The sequence below is a fragment of the Streptomyces sp. PT12 genome, from assembly GCF_003311645.1.
Taxonomy (GTDB): domain Bacteria; phylum Actinomycetota; class Actinomycetes; order Streptomycetales; family Streptomycetaceae; genus Streptomyces.
Genome location: NZ_QEST01000109.1, coordinates 1 through 16,916, shown reverse-complemented (window position 1 = coordinate 16,916; position 16,916 = coordinate 1). Strand labels below are relative to the sequence as shown.

At 74.2% G+C, this 16,916-nt stretch carries 12 protein-coding genes and 3 pseudogenes; 9 read left to right on the top strand and 6 right to left on the bottom strand.

The window, feature by feature from the left end; genetic code table 11:
- Positions 1-99 precede the first annotated feature (99 nt).
- Complete coding sequence (locus tag DEH69_RS13100) at positions 100-1,128, bottom strand: lysylphosphatidylglycerol synthase transmembrane domain-containing protein (protein WP_258534638.1); 1,029 nt, start codon at positions 1,126-1,128, stop codon at positions 100-102.
- A 374-nt stretch (positions 1,129-1,502) separates the two neighbouring features.
- Between DEH69_RS13100 and DEH69_RS13095 the strand changes: the two genes are divergently transcribed.
- On the top strand, positions 1,503-2,285 hold the full coding sequence (locus tag DEH69_RS13095) for a transglycosylase SLT domain-containing protein (protein WP_113687124.1): 783 nt from the start codon (positions 1,503-1,505) through the stop codon (positions 2,283-2,285).
- Between the two features lie 75 nt (positions 2,286-2,360).
- Here DEH69_RS13095 and DEH69_RS13090 read toward each other — a convergent pair whose 3' ends face one another.
- The 3 genes from DEH69_RS13090 to DEH69_RS13080 all read right to left on the bottom strand — a co-directional run bounded on the left by DEH69_RS13090 (position 2,361) and on the right by DEH69_RS13080 (position 5,844).
- On the bottom strand, positions 2,361-3,557 hold the full coding sequence (locus DEH69_RS13090) for an MFS transporter (RefSeq protein WP_113687127.1): 1,197 nt from the start codon (positions 3,555-3,557) through the stop codon (positions 2,361-2,363).
- 109 nt (positions 3,558-3,666) lie between these two features.
- Positions 3,667-4,632, bottom strand: coding sequence for an aldo/keto reductase (locus DEH69_RS13085; protein ID WP_113687123.1), 966 nt, complete (start codon positions 4,630-4,632; stop codon positions 3,667-3,669).
- 189 nt (positions 4,633-4,821) lie between these two features.
- On the bottom strand, positions 4,822-5,844 hold the full coding sequence (locus tag DEH69_RS13080; RefSeq protein ID WP_113687126.1) for a sporulation protein: 1,023 nt from the start codon (positions 5,842-5,844) through the stop codon (positions 4,822-4,824).
- A gap of 199 nt (positions 5,845-6,043) precedes the next feature.
- Between DEH69_RS13080 and DEH69_RS13075 the strand changes: the two genes are divergently transcribed.
- Positions 6,044-7,084 (top strand): sodium:calcium antiporter, encoded by a 1,041-nt coding sequence (locus tag DEH69_RS13075; protein ID WP_113687122.1) that lies wholly within the window; start codon positions 6,044-6,046, stop codon positions 7,082-7,084.
- A 436-nt stretch (positions 7,085-7,520) separates the two neighbouring features.
- Here DEH69_RS13075 and DEH69_RS13070 read toward each other — a convergent pair whose 3' ends face one another.
- Positions 7,521-8,195, bottom strand: coding sequence for a DsbA family oxidoreductase (locus tag DEH69_RS13070; protein WP_113687121.1), 675 nt, complete (start codon positions 8,193-8,195; stop codon positions 7,521-7,523).
- Between the two features lie 122 nt (positions 8,196-8,317).
- Complete coding sequence (locus DEH69_RS13065) at positions 8,318-10,252, bottom strand: glycoside hydrolase family 15 protein (RefSeq protein ID WP_309302789.1); 1,935 nt, start codon at positions 10,250-10,252, stop codon at positions 8,318-8,320.
- Positions 10,253-10,406: 154 nt separating this feature from the next.
- Between DEH69_RS13065 and DEH69_RS13060 the strand changes: the two genes are divergently transcribed.
- From DEH69_RS13060 to DEH69_RS32680, 7 genes and pseudogenes are all read left to right on the top strand, one after another.
- On the top strand, positions 10,407-11,447 hold the full coding sequence (locus DEH69_RS13060) for a LacI family DNA-binding transcriptional regulator (RefSeq protein WP_258534637.1): 1,041 nt from the start codon (positions 10,407-10,409) through the stop codon (positions 11,445-11,447).
- A gap of 17 nt (positions 11,448-11,464) precedes the next feature.
- Positions 11,465-12,425: pseudogene (locus DEH69_RS13055) on the top strand (carbohydrate ABC transporter permease).
- A 38-nt stretch (positions 12,426-12,463) separates the two neighbouring features.
- Positions 12,464-13,174 (top strand): annotated as a pseudogene (locus DEH69_RS13050) (sugar ABC transporter substrate-binding protein); the annotation flags it as partial.
- Positions 13,175-13,357: 183 nt separating this feature from the next.
- Complete coding sequence (locus DEH69_RS13045) at positions 13,358-14,371, top strand: ADP-ribosylglycohydrolase family protein (protein WP_181727418.1); 1,014 nt, start codon at positions 13,358-13,360, stop codon at positions 14,369-14,371.
- A 20-nt stretch (positions 14,372-14,391) separates the two neighbouring features.
- On the top strand, positions 14,392-15,591 hold the full coding sequence (locus tag DEH69_RS13040) for an ADP-ribosylglycohydrolase family protein (RefSeq protein WP_258534639.1): 1,200 nt from the start codon (positions 14,392-14,394) through the stop codon (positions 15,589-15,591).
- Positions 15,588-16,775, top strand: coding sequence for an ADP-ribosylglycohydrolase family protein (locus tag DEH69_RS13035; protein ID WP_113687116.1), 1,188 nt, complete (start codon positions 15,588-15,590; stop codon positions 16,773-16,775). Before DEH69_RS13040 ends, DEH69_RS13035 begins: the two co-directional genes overlap by 4 nt.
- A pseudogene (locus DEH69_RS32680) lies at positions 16,775-16,916 on the top strand (ADP-ribosylglycohydrolase family protein); the annotation flags it as partial. The gene DEH69_RS13035 and the pseudogene DEH69_RS32680, both read left to right, overlap by 1 nt.

The window sequence follows — 16,916 nt, the reverse complement described above, 5'->3', positions numbered from 1 at the left end:
CTGCGCCATCTCTACCCAACCACACAGCAAAATTAAGCTGCAACAATCTACTAGCCGTCCCCCGTGGCCGTCCAAGGGCCGACGCCCAATCGCCGTCGGTCACCCCTCGGGCGGGGGCTCGGTGCGGCGGTTGCGGAAGGTGATCGCGACCCAGCAGGCCCAGCCGACGGGCTGGAGGAGCCAGTAGTTCCAGATGCGGTAGAGCAGGGCTCCGGCGAACGCCTGGCTCGTCGGCAGGCCGTAGACCACGAGCAGGCCGGTCAGCCCGGCCTCGACGATGCCGACGCCACCGGGAGTCAGGCGGAGGCTGCCGGGGATCTGGACCAGGCCGTAGGCGAGCAGCACACCGTGCCAGGGCACCGGGATGTTCAGCGCCCACAGGCTGGCCACCAGGCACGCCGCGTCGAAGACCCAGTTGAGCACGGCCAGCGCGCTCGGCCACAGCCAGGGCCGCACGCCCGGCTGCACCGCCCTGGCCTGGCGCACCACGCGCCGCAGCGCCGCGTCGGCCGTCCTGAGCCGCCCGAACCTCGCCTCGGTCCTGCGGCACCCGCGGTCGACGGCTCGGCGGACGGCGGAGATGCGCAGCAGGAGCACGGCGGCCAGGGCCACGAGCGCGAGCACCGCGACCACCCGGAGCAGCAGCGCCCCGGGGCCGCGGGACCCGGCCGTGAGCGCGCCGAGCACCATGATCAGCAGCAGGGCCATCGCGGAAAACGCGCCCGCCATCGCCAGGGTCGTCGCGGTCAGCGCCTGGTCCGCGCCTCGGCGGCGGAACTGGCGGTAGAGCCACGCGGCGCCGAAGGCGGCCCCGCCGGGCACCGCGCCCGCCATCGCGTTGGCCCCGAGTTCGAGGGGCATCATCGTGGCCAGCGAGAGCCGCACGCCGCCGGTCGCGAGGAGCCACCGTTGCAGCGCGGCCAGGCACAGCAGGGAGACGGCCTGGAGGAGCAGCGCGACGGCCGCCTTCAGGGGGCTCACATGGGTCAGGAGGTGCCAGGCGCGGCCGAGCTCGCCCCGGCGCGAGATGGCGACCAGCAGGCCGACCGTGATCAACGCCGCGGTCACCAGCCACCACCAGCGCTTCCCGGCCCGGCGCGCGGCCCGGGTCCACCTCGCCCGGCTCACCGATCGTCGGTCACTCGCAGCACGCGGCCGATGCTAGCGCGTGACGGCGCACACGCCCCCGCGCACCACCGTGGGGGCGCCCCGCATCCGCGGGTCACAGGCCCTCGGCGCGGAGACGCCTCGCTCACCGTGCGCAAGGAATCAGCGGCCAGACTGTGACCCACCGCACGTGACCGGCGCCACTTACGAAGGGCGATAGCGGACCGGGCGGCGACGGAGACCGCCGCTGGCGCGGGTCGCGGGGGCGGCGGGCGCGGCCTCTCCGAGGGAGGGCCGTAGATCGCACCTTTGTCCGCCGCTGAGGCACCCGCTAAGAATGGCTGGCATCCACAGATTGTGGTAATTCCCCCCACTCCAAAGAGGTATGCGTCTCCATGTCCGCGACCCGCACCCCGACTTCCGGCACGAGCCGGATCACGGCCCGCAAGGTCTCGCTCGCCGGCATCGCCGCCGCAGGGGCCGCCGCGGTGGCCGTCTCGCTCGTCCCGAGCGATGCCTCGGCCTCGCCCGTGGCACCCGAGCGCGTGGCCTCGAGCACCGCGTCACCCGTGGCGTTCAGCACCAACGTCCAGGGCGGCGAGGCAAGCGCCTCGGCCAGCGGCCTCGGCGGCCAGCAGACCGCGCTCGCGCTGCCGGGCCAGCCCGCCGAGCGCCCCTCGGCCGCCCGGGTCGACGGCTCCGGCAGCTCCGACGACTCCGGCAGCTCGGGCCCGGACTCCGGCTCCGCCGACACGGCCGCCGACAACGCCGGGCCCAAGGCCGAGAAGGCCGACGAGAGCGCCGAGGCCCAGGGCGGCGAGCAGGCCGCGGCCGAGGAGCCGAAGGAGGAGGAGTACCCGGACAACCTCGACGGCTGGATCCGCGAGGCCCTCGCCATCATGGACGAGCACGACATACCCGGCAGCTACGAGGGCATCCACCGCAACATCATGCGGGAGTCGAGCGGCGACCCGAACGCGATCAACACCTGGGACATCAACGCCCAGAACGGCGTTCCCTCCAAGGGCCTGCTCCAGGTCATCAAGCCGACGTTCGACGCCTACCACGTCGAGGGCACCGCGTACGACCAGTACGACCCGGTCGCCAACATCGTCGCGGCCTGCAACTACGCCGCCGACCGCTATGGCTCGATGGACAACGTCGACAGCGCCTACTGATCGCGCCCACCGGTCCTTCGCCGATCCGTCCCCCACGCGGATCGCGCACCCGGCGGATCGCACACCCGAGGGCCGTCACCCCCGCGCGGGGCGGCGGCCCTCGAGTATGCCCGACGTCAGCAGGATGACCAGCCCGGCGAGCGGCACGACGACGAGCCCGAGCCTGATCGACGAGGCGTCGGCCACGACCCCCACGAGCGGGGGCGACAGCAGGAAGCCGATGCGCAGCAGGAACGCGGTCACCGTGATGCCCGCACCGGGCCACAGCCCGGGTATCTCGTCGGCGGCGTGGAACGCGGCCGGGATCAGCGTGGCGATGCCGAGGCCAGCGAGCGCGAAGCCAGCGAGCGTGCTCGGCACCGAGGGCCACAGCAGCGCCGCGCCCATGCCCGTGACGACGAGCAGCCCGCCGAGGCGCGAGGTATCGCGGTCGCCGAGCCGGTGCACGACCCGGTCGCCGAGCAGCCGCCCCACGGTCTGCGCGCCCTGGAGGGCGGCGAAGCCGAGGCCGCCCACCGCCGCGTTGGCCCCCAACTCACCGCGCAGGTAGACCGATCCCCACGAGGAGCCCGAGTCCTCCACGACCGCGGCCGCCCCCGAGAGCAGGCCGAGCACCGCGAGCAGCCTGATCACCGGCCAGCCGATGCCGCCACGGACCGCGGGGCGCCCCGCGTCATCGGCCGCCGCCTCCCGCTCGGCGTCGTCGGGCCCCGGCAGCAGAAAGCGGAAGGCCATGGCCGCCGCGCCCACCGTGAGCGCCCCCGCGACGGCGAGGTGCACGGGCAGCGGGATCCCGGCCTGGGCGGCGCCCGCCCCCGCGAGGCCGCCGAGGACCGCGCCGACGCTCCACAGGCCGTGGAAGAAGTTGAGGATCGACCGGCCGTAGAGGCGTTGAACGCGCATGCCGTGGGCGTTCATCGCCACATCGGTGATCGAGTCGAGGCTGCCCGCGATGAACAGCGCCGCGCACAGCAGCGCGAAGCCGGGCGCGGTCCCGATGAACACGACGTTCACGCCGAGGAGCGCGAGCGCGACCACGGCCGTCCAGGCCGAGCCGAACCGTTTGATCAACGGGCTGGCCAGCAGCCCGATCACCAGCGCGCCCAGCGGCATGGCCGCGATCGCGGTGCCGAGGGCGGTGTGGGAGAGGCCGAGGTCGTCCTTGATTTCCGGATAGCGCGGGACGGCGTTGGCGAAGACGAAGCCGTTGGTGAAGAACACGGTCGCCACGGCCACCCGCGCGCGAACGGCCGCGCCGGTGACTGTGCCCATGCTTCTCTTCCCGGCCGTGATCGTGAGGACGACTGTGCGGCCGATCATCCTACAGATCGGCCGGAAGATCGCCCGATCGGGGGATCATGGGATGTGTTCCCTGAACGCGTCAGACCGCGCCCTCGGGGGTCGAGCCCTCGATCTGCACCGCGTCCGCGGTGATCTCGTCGATCGCGGCCAGGTCGGCGGCGCTCAGCTCCACGTCGGCGGCGGCGGCGCTCGCCTCGATGTTCGCGCTGCTGCGCGCGCCGACGATCGCGACGTCCACGCCCCGGCGCGCCAGCACCCACGCGATGGCGAGCTGGCTGACCGTCATGCCGCGTTCCTCGGCGAACGCGGCCAGCTCGCGCACGACCGCCACGTTCCGCTTGAGCGCGTCCCCCGTGAACGCCGTGGCGCCGCCGCGCCAGTCGCCGTCAGCGAACGTCGTGCTCTCGTCGATCCGCCCGGTGAGCAGCCCGCTGGCCAGCGGGCTGTAGGCCAGCACGCCGACGCCGTGCTCGACCGCGTACGGCAGGACGCGCTCCTCCACCGCGCGGCGGAAGAGGTGGTAGGGGGGCTGCAGGGTCTCCACCGGGCGGACCGCGGCGAACTCCTCCATCTGCTCGACGCCGTAGTTGGAGACCCCGACATGGCGGATCTTGCCGGAGTCGGCCAGCTCCTGGAGCGCGCCGGCGGTCTCGGCGACCGGCACCGCGGGGTCGGGCCAGTGCACCTGGTAGAGGTCGATGGTCTCCACCCCGAGCGCCCGCAGGCTCGACTCGACGCCCGCGCGCAGGGCGGCGGGCGAGGCGTCACGGCCACCGGGGGTGACGCCGCCCTTGGTGGCGATCACCACGCTGTCGCGGTCGCGGGTGAGCTCGGGGCGCAGGGCCTTGCCCAGCAGGCGCTCCGACGCGCCAAAGCCATACGCCTGCGCGGTGTCGAAGAAGTCGATGCCGCCCTCCCTGGCGCGCCGGATGGCGGCGATGGCCGCGTCCTCGTCGAACGCGCCCCAGTCGCCGCCGAGTTGCCATGTCCCGTAGGCGATCCTCGAGACGCGCAGTCCAGTCCTGCCGAGTTCGGTCGTCTTCATGGGCGGTGTCCCTTCCCTCGCTCGTCGTCGCCCGCAGCGCCGCCGTCACGGCGCGTGACGGCACCTCATTCAAGACGGCGCGACGGGCCGGGCCCGAGGGCGACACGCCCGGACGCGCCGGGGCGACCCGCCACGGGGAGGTGCGGCGGGTCGCCCGGGTATCCGGTGAGGGGCGCCGTTATGCCTCGTCTATCCCTCGTCGTCCCCCTCGTCCTCGTCGCCCTCGAAGAAGTCGCCGACCTCGTCCACCACTTCGGCCGCGACCAGGCCGCCGACCACGCCGACGGCGAGCCCGGCCGCGCCCGCGGCGATCACCGTTCCCATGCCGGGGCCCGAGCCGTGGTGGTCGTCACCGTGGTGGTCGCCGTGGTGGTCGTCCTTGTAGGGCGCGGGGTACCCGGGCTGGCCCTGGTAGCCGCCGTGGTACCCGTGGGCCGCGCCGTGGCGTTCGACCAGCCCGCGCACCCAGGCGTCCACCTCGGCGGCCCAGTCGGTGCGATCGACGCTGTCGTGGCTGACGGCGTGGTGGTTGAGCGCGTCGTGGCCACCGTCGAACAGCCCGCCGCGCTTGTCCGCCTCAAGCACCACCTCGACGCCGCCAGGCCCGGCGAGGAACGTCAGCTCCAGCTCGTTCACCGCGCCCGCGTAGTGCGGCGGCGGGACCAGCTCGATCTCCTGGTAGAACGGCAACTGCTGGCCGGTTCCGTGGAGTTGCCCCAGCTCCAGGTCGGCGGACGCGAAGCCGAAGCCCAGGTGGCCCAGCGCGTCGAGGATCGCGGCCTGCGCGGGCAGCGCCGCGACGGAGAGCGGGTCGATGTCGCCCGCGTCCTTGGCCCCCGCGACCACCAGCTCGGTCCGCACGCCGACGACGATGCCGAACGGCTGCCCGTACAGCTCGGTCACCGGGGTCTCCCACGGCAGGGTCACCGTGAACGGCAGGGCGTGGCGCTCCCCCGCGGGCAGCCGGAAGCCGCCGCCGACCGTCCAGCGGGCGAACGCCACGGCGCCCTCGGCCTCGGCCTCCTCGCTCTCGGCCTCGACGCGGGCGACCAGCTCGAGGGCGACCTCCTCGATCTCGTAGTCGGCAGAGCCGCCCTCCATGTGCACCTGTCCCGACAGCGGGCCACCGGGCAGCACGGGTCCCGGGTCGAGGACCGTGTCCACCTTGGGCGCGCCCACACCGAGCGAGCCGAGCAGCCGTTTGAACACCATCGCGGCGTCCACTCCTTCATGTCGTCGAACGAATCCGCTCCGTCTTTCTACAGGCTTGTAGAAGACTAGGGGTCCCCGCGGCGGTCGGTGAGGTGACTTTCCAGCCACCGCGGGACACGCAGGCATATCGGCAGGCGAGGCGTGGTACTCAAGTCGGCCGACACCAAAGGCGCCCGCGCACCCGACGTGAGGATGGGGAGTGTCCGACCTTCTGACCGGCCCGTGGCCGCTCGGCTGGAGCATCGTCGTCTTTGTCGTCGTGGGGGTGCTCACCGTCCTCGGCAGCGTGCGGCTCGCCGTGCTCGGCGACCGGCTCGCCGACCAAACGGGCTGGGGCGAGGCGCTGTTCGGCGCGGTGTTCTTCGGCGTGGTCACGTCGCTCTCCGGCATCGTGATGACGGCGGCCACCGCGCTGGCCGACCAGCCCGAGCTGGCCTATGGCAACGCGGTGGGCGGCATCGCGGCGCAGACCCTGGCCATCGCGGTGGCCGACGCGTTCCACCGCCGCGCCAACCTCGAGCACGCGGCGGCCTCCCTGTCCAACGTCCTCTTCGGCTGCCTGCTGATCGCGCTGCTCGGCATCGCGCTGATGGCGTCGTTCGGGCCCGATGTGACGGTGCTCGGGGTGCACCCCGCGTCGGCGGTGATGGGCGCGTTCTACATCGGCGGGCTGCGGCTGATCAGCGACGGGCGGCGGCCGATGTGGGAGGCGGTGCGGACCAGGGAGACGGTCCTTGACGTGCCCGACGAGCCGAAGTCGCAGGGGGGCGAGCGGCGTTCGGGCGGGCTGTGGGGCGAGTTCGCGGGGATCGCGGCGCTCGTGGTGCTCGGCGGGTGGGCGATCTCGGTGGCCGCGGAGACGTTCGTGGCCCGCGCGGGCCTGCCGCCCGGCTTCGTCGGGGCCGGGCTGATGGGCGTGATCAACGCGCTGCCCGAGACCGCCGCGGCCATCGCGGCGGTCCGCAGGGGCGCGGTCACGCTCGCGGTGGCCGCGGTCATCGGCGGGAACTGCCTGGACGCGCTCAACCTGGTCATCGGCGACATCGCCTACCGGGGCGGCTCGCTGTTCCACGCGGCGGGCGACGACGAGCTGCTCCTGACGGCAGCGGCGCTGGTGATGACGACGGTGCTGCTCGGCGGCCTGCTGATCCGCCAGGAACGCGGCTGGCTGCGCCTCGGCTTCGACGGCGTCCTGCTGTTCGCGGTCTACGCGGGCACGATCGCGACACTGGCCTTCTGAGGGTTCCCCTGCGGGGGGGCAAGCGGGGGCGGCGGGTTGACGCTGCGACCGAGGGACGGCGCCCGCGCGCGGCGACCCCCGCGGGGAACAGCGCCCCTCCGGGGAGGGCAGCACGTTGACGGCACGCGCCGCGGCCCCTGCGGGAACAAGCGAACCGCCGCGGGGGGCGGCGGGTTGACGGTACGACGGTAGAACAGCGCCCGCGCGGCGCGCCCTGCGGAGGGGGACGTCAGGCCACAACGCCGTTCGCACCCACCGATGCGCCTCAAACGCGTCGGCGGCGCGGCGAGCACCGCCCCCCGCGGGAACTCACCTCGCGGACACCCGTCCGAAGGGCGGCACCACGCCGGACCGTCCGATGCAGCCGCTGCCGGAGAGCGTCACGTTGCTCCCCGCAGGGGTCGCCGCGCGCGGGCGCCGTCTCCCGGTCGCACCGTCACCGCGTTGCTTCCCCGGAGGGGGCGTTGCTCCCCGCAGGGGACACCGCGCGGCGCAGGACGTCGAGCAGGGTGTCCACGTCCTGGGCTCCGGCCACGCCAAAGCGGTTGTCGATCACGGTGAACGGCACGCCCGTGGCGCCAAGCCGGGTGGCGCGCGCGCCCTCGCGCGCGACCCGTTCGCGGTGGCGGCGGTCGGTGAGGACCTGGCGGGTCTCGGCCGGGTCGAGGCCGAGGCGGGCCTCGCCCAGGGCGGCCAGCGCGTCCACCGTGAAGACCGACTCGGCGCGCCCGAAGTGCGCCGCGAACACCGCGTCCCACGCCTCGTCGTGCAGCCCCCTGTCGGTGGCGTGCGCCAGGAACTCATGGGTGAGCGCGGTGCTGCCCGTGCGGTTGTCGGCCACGATGTAGGGGGTCAGGCCGTCCGCGCGGGCGAGGTCCTCGACGCGGGTCATCATCGCGCGGGCCTGCTCGGGCGACGCGCCGGTCTTTGCGACCACCGTCTCCGTGGCGGGGCGCGACTCGCCGATCGGCGCGGTGGGGTCGAGCTGGAACGACCGGTGCACCACCGTGACCTCGTCCGCGTGCTCGAAGCGCCGCAGCGCCTCGTTCAGCCGGTGGTGGCCGAGACCGCACCAGGGACAGACGACATCCGACCAGATCTCCACGCGCATGGCCCCGGCTCCCATCCTTGCCTTCTGAGCGTCGCCCCCATCATGCGCGAGCGCGGGAGGGCCCACAAAAGGCACCTCGGTGTGCGTGACGCACCCCGGGGTAAGGGCGGGCGGGACAGAGGTCAGCCGCCGCTCGCGTGGCGTTCGGCGCGGGCGATCTGGGAGGCGGCGTTGACCAGGCCGATGTGGCTGAACGCCTGGGGGAAGTTGCCCAGCATCCGGCCCGAGTCGGGGGCCACCTGCTCAGCGAGCAGCGCCAGGTCGTTGGCGTGCGAGGCGGCGCGTTCGAACGTGTCGCGCGCCTCATCGGTGCGGCCCGCCATCGCCTGGGCCTGGGAGAGCCAGAACGTGCAGAGCAGGAAGCTGCCCTCCTCCCCCGCCAGGCCGTCCGCGCCCTCCCCGCTGCCGGTGCGGTAGCGGCGGACCAGGCCGCGCCGGTCGGTCAGGTCGCGCGAAACGGCGTCCACGGTGGCGAGCACGCGCGGGTCGTCGCCCGGCAGGAAGCCGGTGATGGGCAGCATGAGCGCGGACGCGTCCAGCACGTCGCTGCCGAACGACTGGGTGAACGCGCCCGCGCGCTCGCTCCAGCCGCGCTCCTCGATCGCGGCGCGGATCTCGTCCGCCGAGCGCCGCCAGCCCGCCGCCCGTTCCTCCGTGCCGCCCGGCCGGTCGCCGAGCCGGTCGCCGAGCCGGTCGGCCAGGGCGATCGCGCGGTCGAGCGCCACCCAGCACATCAGCTTGGAGTACAGGAAGTGCCGTGGCTCGCCCCTGACTTCCCAGATGCCGTGGTCCGGCCTGTCCCACGCCTCGGCCGCGGCGTCGGCCAGGCCCAGCAGGAACGTGCCGAGCGCGGGCGCGGCCCCGGCCAGCTGGTCGGCGAACCGGGCGGCGGTGTCGAGGAGTTCGCCGTAGACGTCGAGCTGCGGCTGGCTCCACGCGTCGTTGCCCACGCGCACGGGGCGCGCGCCTCCCCAGCCCGCCAGGTGGTCCAACTGTCGCTCGTCGAGGTTGTGTTCGCCGCCGATGCCATACATGATCTGGAGCTGCTCGCCCGATGGCGCCCCGGTGGCCGCCTCGGTCATGAACGTGAAGAACTGCTCGCCCTCGTCCGTGCACGCCGCCACCCACAGCGCGTCCATGGTGAACGCGGCGTCCCTGACCCACGCGTAGCGGTAGTCCCAGTTGCGCGCGCCGCCCGGGGTCTCGGGCAGCGACGTGGTGGGCGCGGCGACGATCGCGCCCGTGGGCTGGTAGGTGAGGGCCTGGAGCACCCGGCCCGAGTGGTGCACGAGCGCGCTCCACGGGCCGCGGTAGCGCTCGTGCAGCCGCGACCAGGCGCGCCAGCTCTCCAGCGTCCTGTTCATGAGCTCGGCCAGCTCATCGGCCGAGTAGGCGTCCCTCGGCTCGGCCGTGGGCGGGTCCCAGCCGAGCCCGAACCACAGCTCGTCGCCCTCCCTCAGCGTCGTCCGCGCCAGGGCGCCCGCGGGCTCGGCGCCCGGCTGGGGGGCGAGCGGCAGCGGGCTCGAGAGCACGAGCACGCCGTCCGCCGACCGGGTGACGATGCCGCCTTCGGACAGGATCAGCCCGGGCGGGCCGAGGCCGTAGCCGGGGCGCGGCCTGAAGTCCACGGTCACCTCGGACTCGCCCGCGTCGCAGCGCACGTGCCGCACCAGCACATGGGGCGCGTGGGCGCCAAGCGCGTGCGGGTCGTCGGCCGAGCCCGTGGCCAGCGCGTCGGTCAGCGCGACGATGCCGGTGGGGGTCGTGAACTCCGTGCAGAGCGCCATCGTGCCCGGCACATAGCGCCGTTCGGTCCGCGCGGGGGCCGTCGGCCTGATCGCCCAGTTGCCCGCGTGCGCGTCGAGCAGCGCGCCGAAGACGGCGTCGCTGTCGAAGCGGGGGAAGCAGAGCCAGTCGACCGAGCCGTCTCGGTCGACCAGCGCGGCGCTGTGGCGGTCGGACAGCAGCCCGTAGTCCTCGATCGGAGTGTCCGCCATCTGCCCACCTCGCCACCTCGCGGCCGCCGCTCCCTGGCACGCTAACCCGCCCCGGCGCACCCCGCCTCCCCAAGGAGCACCCCGCGTCGACCGGCCACGCACCGGCGAATTCCGGACAACCGCCTCTTGACGTCAGGGGAAACGGACTCCACCATCTGTAAACGATTCCAGCCCGTGGAAACGTTTACGGCATCGGCGCATCGAGGGCGAACGGGTGGCAACCGGAATGTGGAACGGCGGAGCGCCGACCATCGTGTCGATAGCGGAGCGCGCGGGCGTCTCGATCGCCTCCGTCTCCCGTGTCCTCAACGGCCAGGGCGCACGCCGCGACACCGTCGAGCGGGTGCGGCGCGCCGCCGCCGAGCTGGGGTATGTGCCCAACGCGGTGGCGCGCTCGCTTAAGGACGGGCGCACGCGCCAACTCACCTTCGCCATGCCGGACATCGGCAACCCCGTCTATGTCGCCATGGTCCGCGCGATCCAGTCCGTCACCAAGGCCGCCGGGTACCGGCTGCTGCTGCACTCCACCGACGCGGTCGCCGAGGACGAGCTGGCCGTGCTGCGCAGCCTGGGCGACCGGACGAGCGACGGGCTGATCCTGTGCCCGATCCGCATCACCGACGCGCACATCGACGCGCTGACCCACGCGGCGGGCCCCGTCGTGGTGATCGGCTCGCTGCCCGACGGCGTCCCGGTGGACAGCGTGCGGGCCGACTCGGTCGCGGGCGTCGCGCTCGCCGTGGCGCACCTGCACGAGACGGGCCGCCGCAGGATCGCTTTCCTGGGCGGCCCGCCCGACACGGTCCCCGGGCACAACCGCGACCTGGGCTACCGCACCGCGCTGGCCGCGCACGGGCTGCCCTACGACGAACGGCTCGTCGTGCACACGGAGTTCGGCATCGACTCGGGGTCGGCGGCGGCCGAGCGCCTGCTGCCCGCCGGGCCCGACGCCATCTTCTGCGCCAACGACCAGCTGGCGCTCGGCGCCGCGCACGCCCTGCTGGCGCGCGGGCTGCGCGTGCCGGGGGACGTCGCCGTGGCCGGGATGGACAACAGCACGCTGGCCCAGGCCGGTTGGCCCCCGCTGACCAGCGTGGACCTGGGCTCGTCCGAACGCGGCAGGCACGCCGCGGAGTTGCTGCTCGACCGGCTCGAAGACCGGGCCGTCCACGGGGCCTTCCCCGAGCCCCGCACCACCACCGCCCCTCCCCGCCTCGTCGTGCGCGCCTCGACCGCGCCGGCGACCGACCCCTGAAGTCCGAGGTTTCCCCCATGAGTTTGACCGCACCCCGGGACAGAGCCGTCCCGGGAAGCCGCGGCACACCGCCGCCCCGCTCGCCGCGCCGCCGCAAACGGGCGCTCGGCCTCGACCACGGGGCGTGGTTCCTGCTGCTGCTCGCGCTGATACCCATCCTGGTGCTGAGCGTGGGGCCGCTGCTGTACGGCGCGTCGCTCGCGTTCACCGACTCCCAGGCGGGCCGCACGGATCCCACGCAGTTCATCGGGGTCACCAACTTCTCCGACCTGCGCTTCGACGACCTCTTCTTGGACTCGTTCCGGGTGGGCCCGCTGTGGGCGTTCTGCGTGACCGGGCTCCAGTTCGTCCTGGCGCTCGGCCTCGCGCTGCTGCTCGACCAGAGCCTCCGCTTCCGCTGGCTGGCCAGGACGCTGGCCCTCGTGCCGTGGGCGATGCCCGAGGTGGTGGTCGGCATCATGTTGGCGGCTGGTCTACCACCAGGACGCGGGCATCCTCAACGACACGCTGGCGTCCCTCGGGCTGATCGACAGCGATCTCGACTGGCTCACCAACTTCTCCCTCGCCCTGCCCGCCGTGATCGCCGTGGGCGTCTGGGCCGGGATGCCGCAGACCACGGTGGTGCTGCTCGCCGGACTCCAGAACGTCCCGCTCGAGCTGCGGGAGGCCGCGCACATCGACGGGGCCGGGCTGTGGCGCCGCTTCGCCACGGTCACCTGGTCCGCGCTGCGCCCCGTCGTGCTGGCCATCACGGCGCTCAACTTCATAGGGAACCTCAACTCGTTCGGCCTTGTGTACATCCTCACCCAGGGCGGGCCCGGTGGCGAGACGCGGCTGCCGATGCTCTTCGCCTACGAAGAGGCGTTCGAATACGGGCAGTTCGGTTATGCCGCGGCGATGGGCCTGGTGATGGTGGCCGTGATCGCCGTCCCGCTCGCACTGTTCCTGAGGAAGCGGCTGAGGGAGGACGCCCAGTGAACTCCCGGACAGGAGCCGTCACAACGAGGGGCGCGGGGATGAGCGAGCCGGTCAGCCAGTCGGTCAACCTCTCGCTCTCCACCGGGGGGCAGCTCTTCTACCGCGAGGGCGGCGAGAACGAGGTGCGGTACGGCCCGGCCGACTCCGCCGTGGCCGAGCTGATCCACCGGCAGGTCAACGAGGACGGCACGGCGCCGCGCAGCAGCCTCGGCATGGGCGGCTCCGACACGCTTCCCGGCTTCTTCGCCGACCGGTACGCGCTGCTCCCGCTCGACTTCTCGTTCCGTCAGCAGGTCGCCCAGCAGGCGCCCGAGGGGTTCGGGTGGAGCGTGCTGCCCATGCCGTCGGGCGGCGGCCCCGAAGGGCTCGCGCAGGGCGTCGCCCCGCAGACCCTCTCGGTGGCGCGGGACAGCGACCACCGGCAGGCAGCCGCCGGCCTTATCGCCTTCCTCACCCGGGCGGACCACGCGGTGGAGCTGGCCCGTGGCGACTGGATGCTGCCCACCGGCACCACCGCCCTGGCCGATCCCTCGCTCAGCACCGAGGAGTCGGGCTGGCGCTCCGGTGTCGAGCTGGCCGCGGCGCTGCGGCCCTCGCCGGTACTCGGGGTCCGTGGCTACCCCGAGTGGAAGGACAAGATCGCCACTCCCGCCTTCCAGGAGTACTACAACGGAGCCGTTGACCTGGAAGATCTCCGCGATGAGCTCACCGACGACGGAAACCGGATCCTCGACCGGTACCAGCGTTGACATGAGACCCGCACCACCAGAAATGAGCAGCGACAGATTATGAGCGTCAGCCTCGACCCCATCGGCCCACGGGACATCCGACCGAGGGAGCCGGACGAGGAGGCACCCCCGCACCGGCTCGCCACGGTGCCGCGCCCGCAGGCGCCCACCGCCCTCGTGCCGAGGGACCGCGCCAGGGGCGCGATGCTCGGCCTTGCCGTCGGCGACGCGCTCGGCGCGCCCGCCGAGAACATGAAGCCCTCCCAGATCCGCGAGCGCTGGGGCCGTATCGAGGGCTTCGTCTCCGACGACCCGGCCGGAACCGACGACACCGAGTACGCCATCTTCTCCGGGCTCCTGCTCGCCGAGCACGGCGCGGCCCTGACCGTCAGCCACGTCGAGTCGGCGTGGCACGAGTGGATCGCCGACCGTGACGAGGGCCCGTTTCGGGGCGCGGGGTTCAGCGAGCGCGGCACCCTGGAGAACCTGCGCCGCGGCCTGGCCGCGCCCATCTCGGCCCAGCACCGGCACGCCTGGAGCGACGGGCTCGCCATGCGGGCCGCGCCGTTCGGCGTCTACGCCGCGGGGCGCCCCGCCGAGGCCGCGCGCCTGGTGTCCATCGACGGAACGGTCTCGCACGACGGCGAGGGCATCTACGGCGGCCGGGCCGTGGCTGCGGGCGTCGCGGCGGCGATGGTGGGTCACAGCCCCGACGCGGTGGTGCAGGCCGCGCTCTCCGTGGTCCCGGAGGACTCCTGGACGGCGCGCTCCCTGCACCGCGCGGTCTCGGCGGCGCGCCGGGCCAGGCGCGACCCCGCGGCCACGCCGCTCTCGACGGAGCGGACGGTGCGGAAGGCCACCGTGATCGGCGGCTACCCGTGGACCGATCTGGCGCCCGAGGCGGTGGGCCTGGCGTTCGGCTCGTTCGCCGCCTCGCGCGGCGACTTCGTCCGCTCCGTGCAGATGGCGGTCAACATGGGCCGCGACGCCGACACCACCGCGGCCGTCGCCGGGGCGCTCGCGGGCGCGCTGCGCGGCGAGTCGGCGATCCCCGCCGACTGGGCGAAGGCCATCGGCCCGGTCCGCGGCACCTGCCTGCCGTCCATGGCCGGGTGGCACATCCTGGATGTCGCCGACCGGCTCAGCCCGCCGCCCGACGGGGAGTGGGATGGACGGCGCGACGGACGCGACGGCGGCAACGAAGGAGCCGCCGCGTGACCCCCACCGTGCCCCCCGCGCTGACCGAGGCCGCGCTCGGCGGCCCCCGCGCCGCGAAGGCCCCTCGCCGGGTCGAGGGACTGCTGCTCGGCATCGCCGCGGGCGACGCCGCCGGCTGGCCTTCTGGGCGGCACAGAGCCGCCCGCATGCCGGACTGGACCAGGCGGCTGACGCGCGAGCTCGACACGTTCGCCGAGCTCAACGCCACCACCACGCTGCCCGTCCCCATAGCGCTCAACCAGCCACCGGAGCCGCTGCGGCTCGGCCCTTCCGACGACGCCGAGTGGGCCGCGTTCACCGCGCTGTCCGTGCTGTCGGCGGCCGGGTCGGGCGACTCCGACCTCACGGCGGGCCAACGGGTGCGCTCCGCCCTGGCGTTGGCCTGGAGCTCGCTGGCCGACGAGGTCGCAGCGGCGGCCGACAGGGCCGACGAGATCGAGTCAGCCGAGATCCCGCTGCGCGCCAGGATCTCCGTGCGCGCGGGCCTCGGCAACCTGGCCACGGGGCTGCGCCCGCCTGCCACGGGCCACGACAACCCCCACTACTTCGACGACGCGGCCTGCGTGCGCGCCGCCGTGCTCGCCGTGGTGCACCCAGGCGCCCCCGAGGCGGCGGCCGACCTGGCCGAGTTCGACGCCCGCTACACCCAGGACGGCGACGGGGTGCACGGCGCCCGCGCGATGGCCGCGGCGGTCGCCACGGCGTTGGACGGCGGCCCGGTGGACGCGTGCGTGGACGCGGCCGTCGACCAGCTGCCCGAGGGCACCGAGATCCGGCGCAACGCGCTGCACGCCGTCGCGCTCGGGCGCTCGGCGGCCAAGGCCAGACCCGGGCTGCCGGGGAACGCGTTCGCGCTGGTCCCGCTGCTCGAACACGAGATCGTCGACCACGTCTACAGCTATGGGATCGCCGCCGCCGAGACCGTTCCCGTGGCGCTCGCGGTGGCCACCGCGGCCGCGGGGGCGGTCACCGAGGCGGTGCCCTCCGCGGCCTGCCTCTCCCGCGTCGCCGACTCCGCGCCCGCGCTCGCCGGGGCGCTCACCGGGGTGGTGGGCGGCGCCGACGCGCTGCCCGGCACCTGGCGGGACGCGTGCCGCACCCTCGCCGGGTGCGCGCTGCCCCGGCTCGCGGGCACGGACCTGGTCCCGCTCGCGGAACAGCTCGCCACGACCCCCTTCACCGCCGCCCTCACCGCAGCCCCGGAAGGACCCCTGCCATGACGACCCCCACCAGGACACCCACCCAGAGCCCGGGCGCCGCGCCGCCCACCCTCGACGACCGCGCGATCGGCGCCCTGGTGGGCGCCGCGGTCGGCGACGCGCTCGGCGGCGCCGTCGAGGGCTGGTCGCCCGAGGCCATCGCCGAACGGCACGGCGGGCGCGTCACCGGCATCGTCGAGCCGTTCCACCGCGAGAACTGGCGCACCGCGCGCCCGATCGCGCCCTACCACAAGGGCGACGGGCACGTCACCGACGACACCCTGATGACGCACGCGCTGGTCCGCGTCTACCAGAAGGTCCGCGACCACATCGACGCCTACGCGGTGGCCGACCACCTGGTGCCCGACCTGATCGGCACGCCCCGCTGGATCCCCGAACTCGGCGCCGAGGCCCTGCCGTTGCAGCGGATCTTCCTGGCCGAGAAGTGGATCGTCACACGCATCCACTACGGCCATGTGGACCCGCGCGAGGCCGGGGTCGGCAACATCGTCAACTGCGGCGCGGCGATGTACATGGCGCCGGTCGGCCTGGTCAACGCGGGCCACCCCGCCGCGGCCTACGCGGAGGCGCTCGACGTCGCCGGGGCGCACCAGTCGAGCTACGGGCGCGAGGCGGCCGGGGTGTTCGCGGCCGCGGTGGCCGCGGCGTGCGCCCCCGGCGCCACGCCCGATTCGGTCGTCGCGCAGGCGCTCGCGCTGGCCAAGGACGGCACGCGGGCGGCGATCGACGCGGTCGCCCACGTGGCCTCGGGGCTCGACGACTTCGAGGCGGCGCTCGGCCCGCTGCGCGAGGCGGTGGCGCCGTTCGACACCGTGGGCCCCGAGTACCGCAACCCCTCGCTGGGCGCGCGGCGCCCGTCGAGGCTGCACGCGATCGAGGAGCTGCCGATCGCGCTCGGCATGCTGCTGGTCGGCCGCGGCGACTTCCGGCACACGGTGCTCGGCTCGGTCAACTACGGGCGCGACTGCGACTCCATCGCCACCATGAGCGGCGCGCTCGTGGGCGCGCTCGCCGGGGAGAGCGCGGTCCCCGGGGAGTGGAGCGAGGAGGTCGCGCGGGCCAGCAGGCTCGACCTGAGGGCCCCTGGCGCCGCCCTCGCGGCGGTGGCGCGCGAGGTGTTCGCGCGCGACGTCGAGCGCCGCAGGGCGCACGAGGCGGCGTTCGCCGCGATCGCGGGGGCCTGATGCTGCGTCTGACCTGGGTCCAGCCCGAGGACCTGATCGGCCACGAGCTGCGGCAGGCGGCCATCGACCGCCGCGACGCCGCGCCCCTCGCCGCCCGCTGGCGCGCGGCGGGCGGCCACCCCGCGCCGCCGCGCGCCGGGG

What these genes read in the sequence shown, in the direction of transcription:
- DEH69_RS13095 (WP_113687124.1), top strand. Translation starts at nt 1,503, where the DNA reads ATGTCCGCGACCCGCACCCCGACTTCCGGCACGAGCCGGATCACGGCC.
- DEH69_RS13090 (WP_113687127.1), bottom strand. Translation starts at nt 3,557, where the DNA reads ATGGGCACAGTCACCGGCGCGGCCGTTCGCGCGCGGGTGGCCGTGGCG.
- DEH69_RS13085 (WP_113687123.1), bottom strand. Translation starts at nt 4,632, where the DNA reads ATGAAGACGACCGAACTCGGCAGGACTGGACTGCGCGTCTCGAGGATC.
- DEH69_RS13080 (WP_113687126.1), bottom strand. Translation starts at nt 5,844, where the DNA reads ATGGTGTTCAAACGGCTGCTCGGCTCGCTCGGTGTGGGCGCGCCCAAG.
- DEH69_RS13070 (WP_113687121.1), bottom strand. Translation starts at nt 8,195, where the DNA reads ATGCGCGTGGAGATCTGGTCGGATGTCGTCTGTCCCTGGTGCGGTCTC.
- DEH69_RS13045 (WP_181727418.1), top strand. Translation starts at nt 13,358, where the DNA reads ATGCTCGGCCTTGCCGTCGGCGACGCGCTCGGCGCGCCCGCCGAGAAC.
- DEH69_RS13035 (WP_113687116.1), top strand. Translation starts at nt 15,588, where the DNA reads ATGACGACCCCCACCAGGACACCCACCCAGAGCCCGGGCGCCGCGCCG.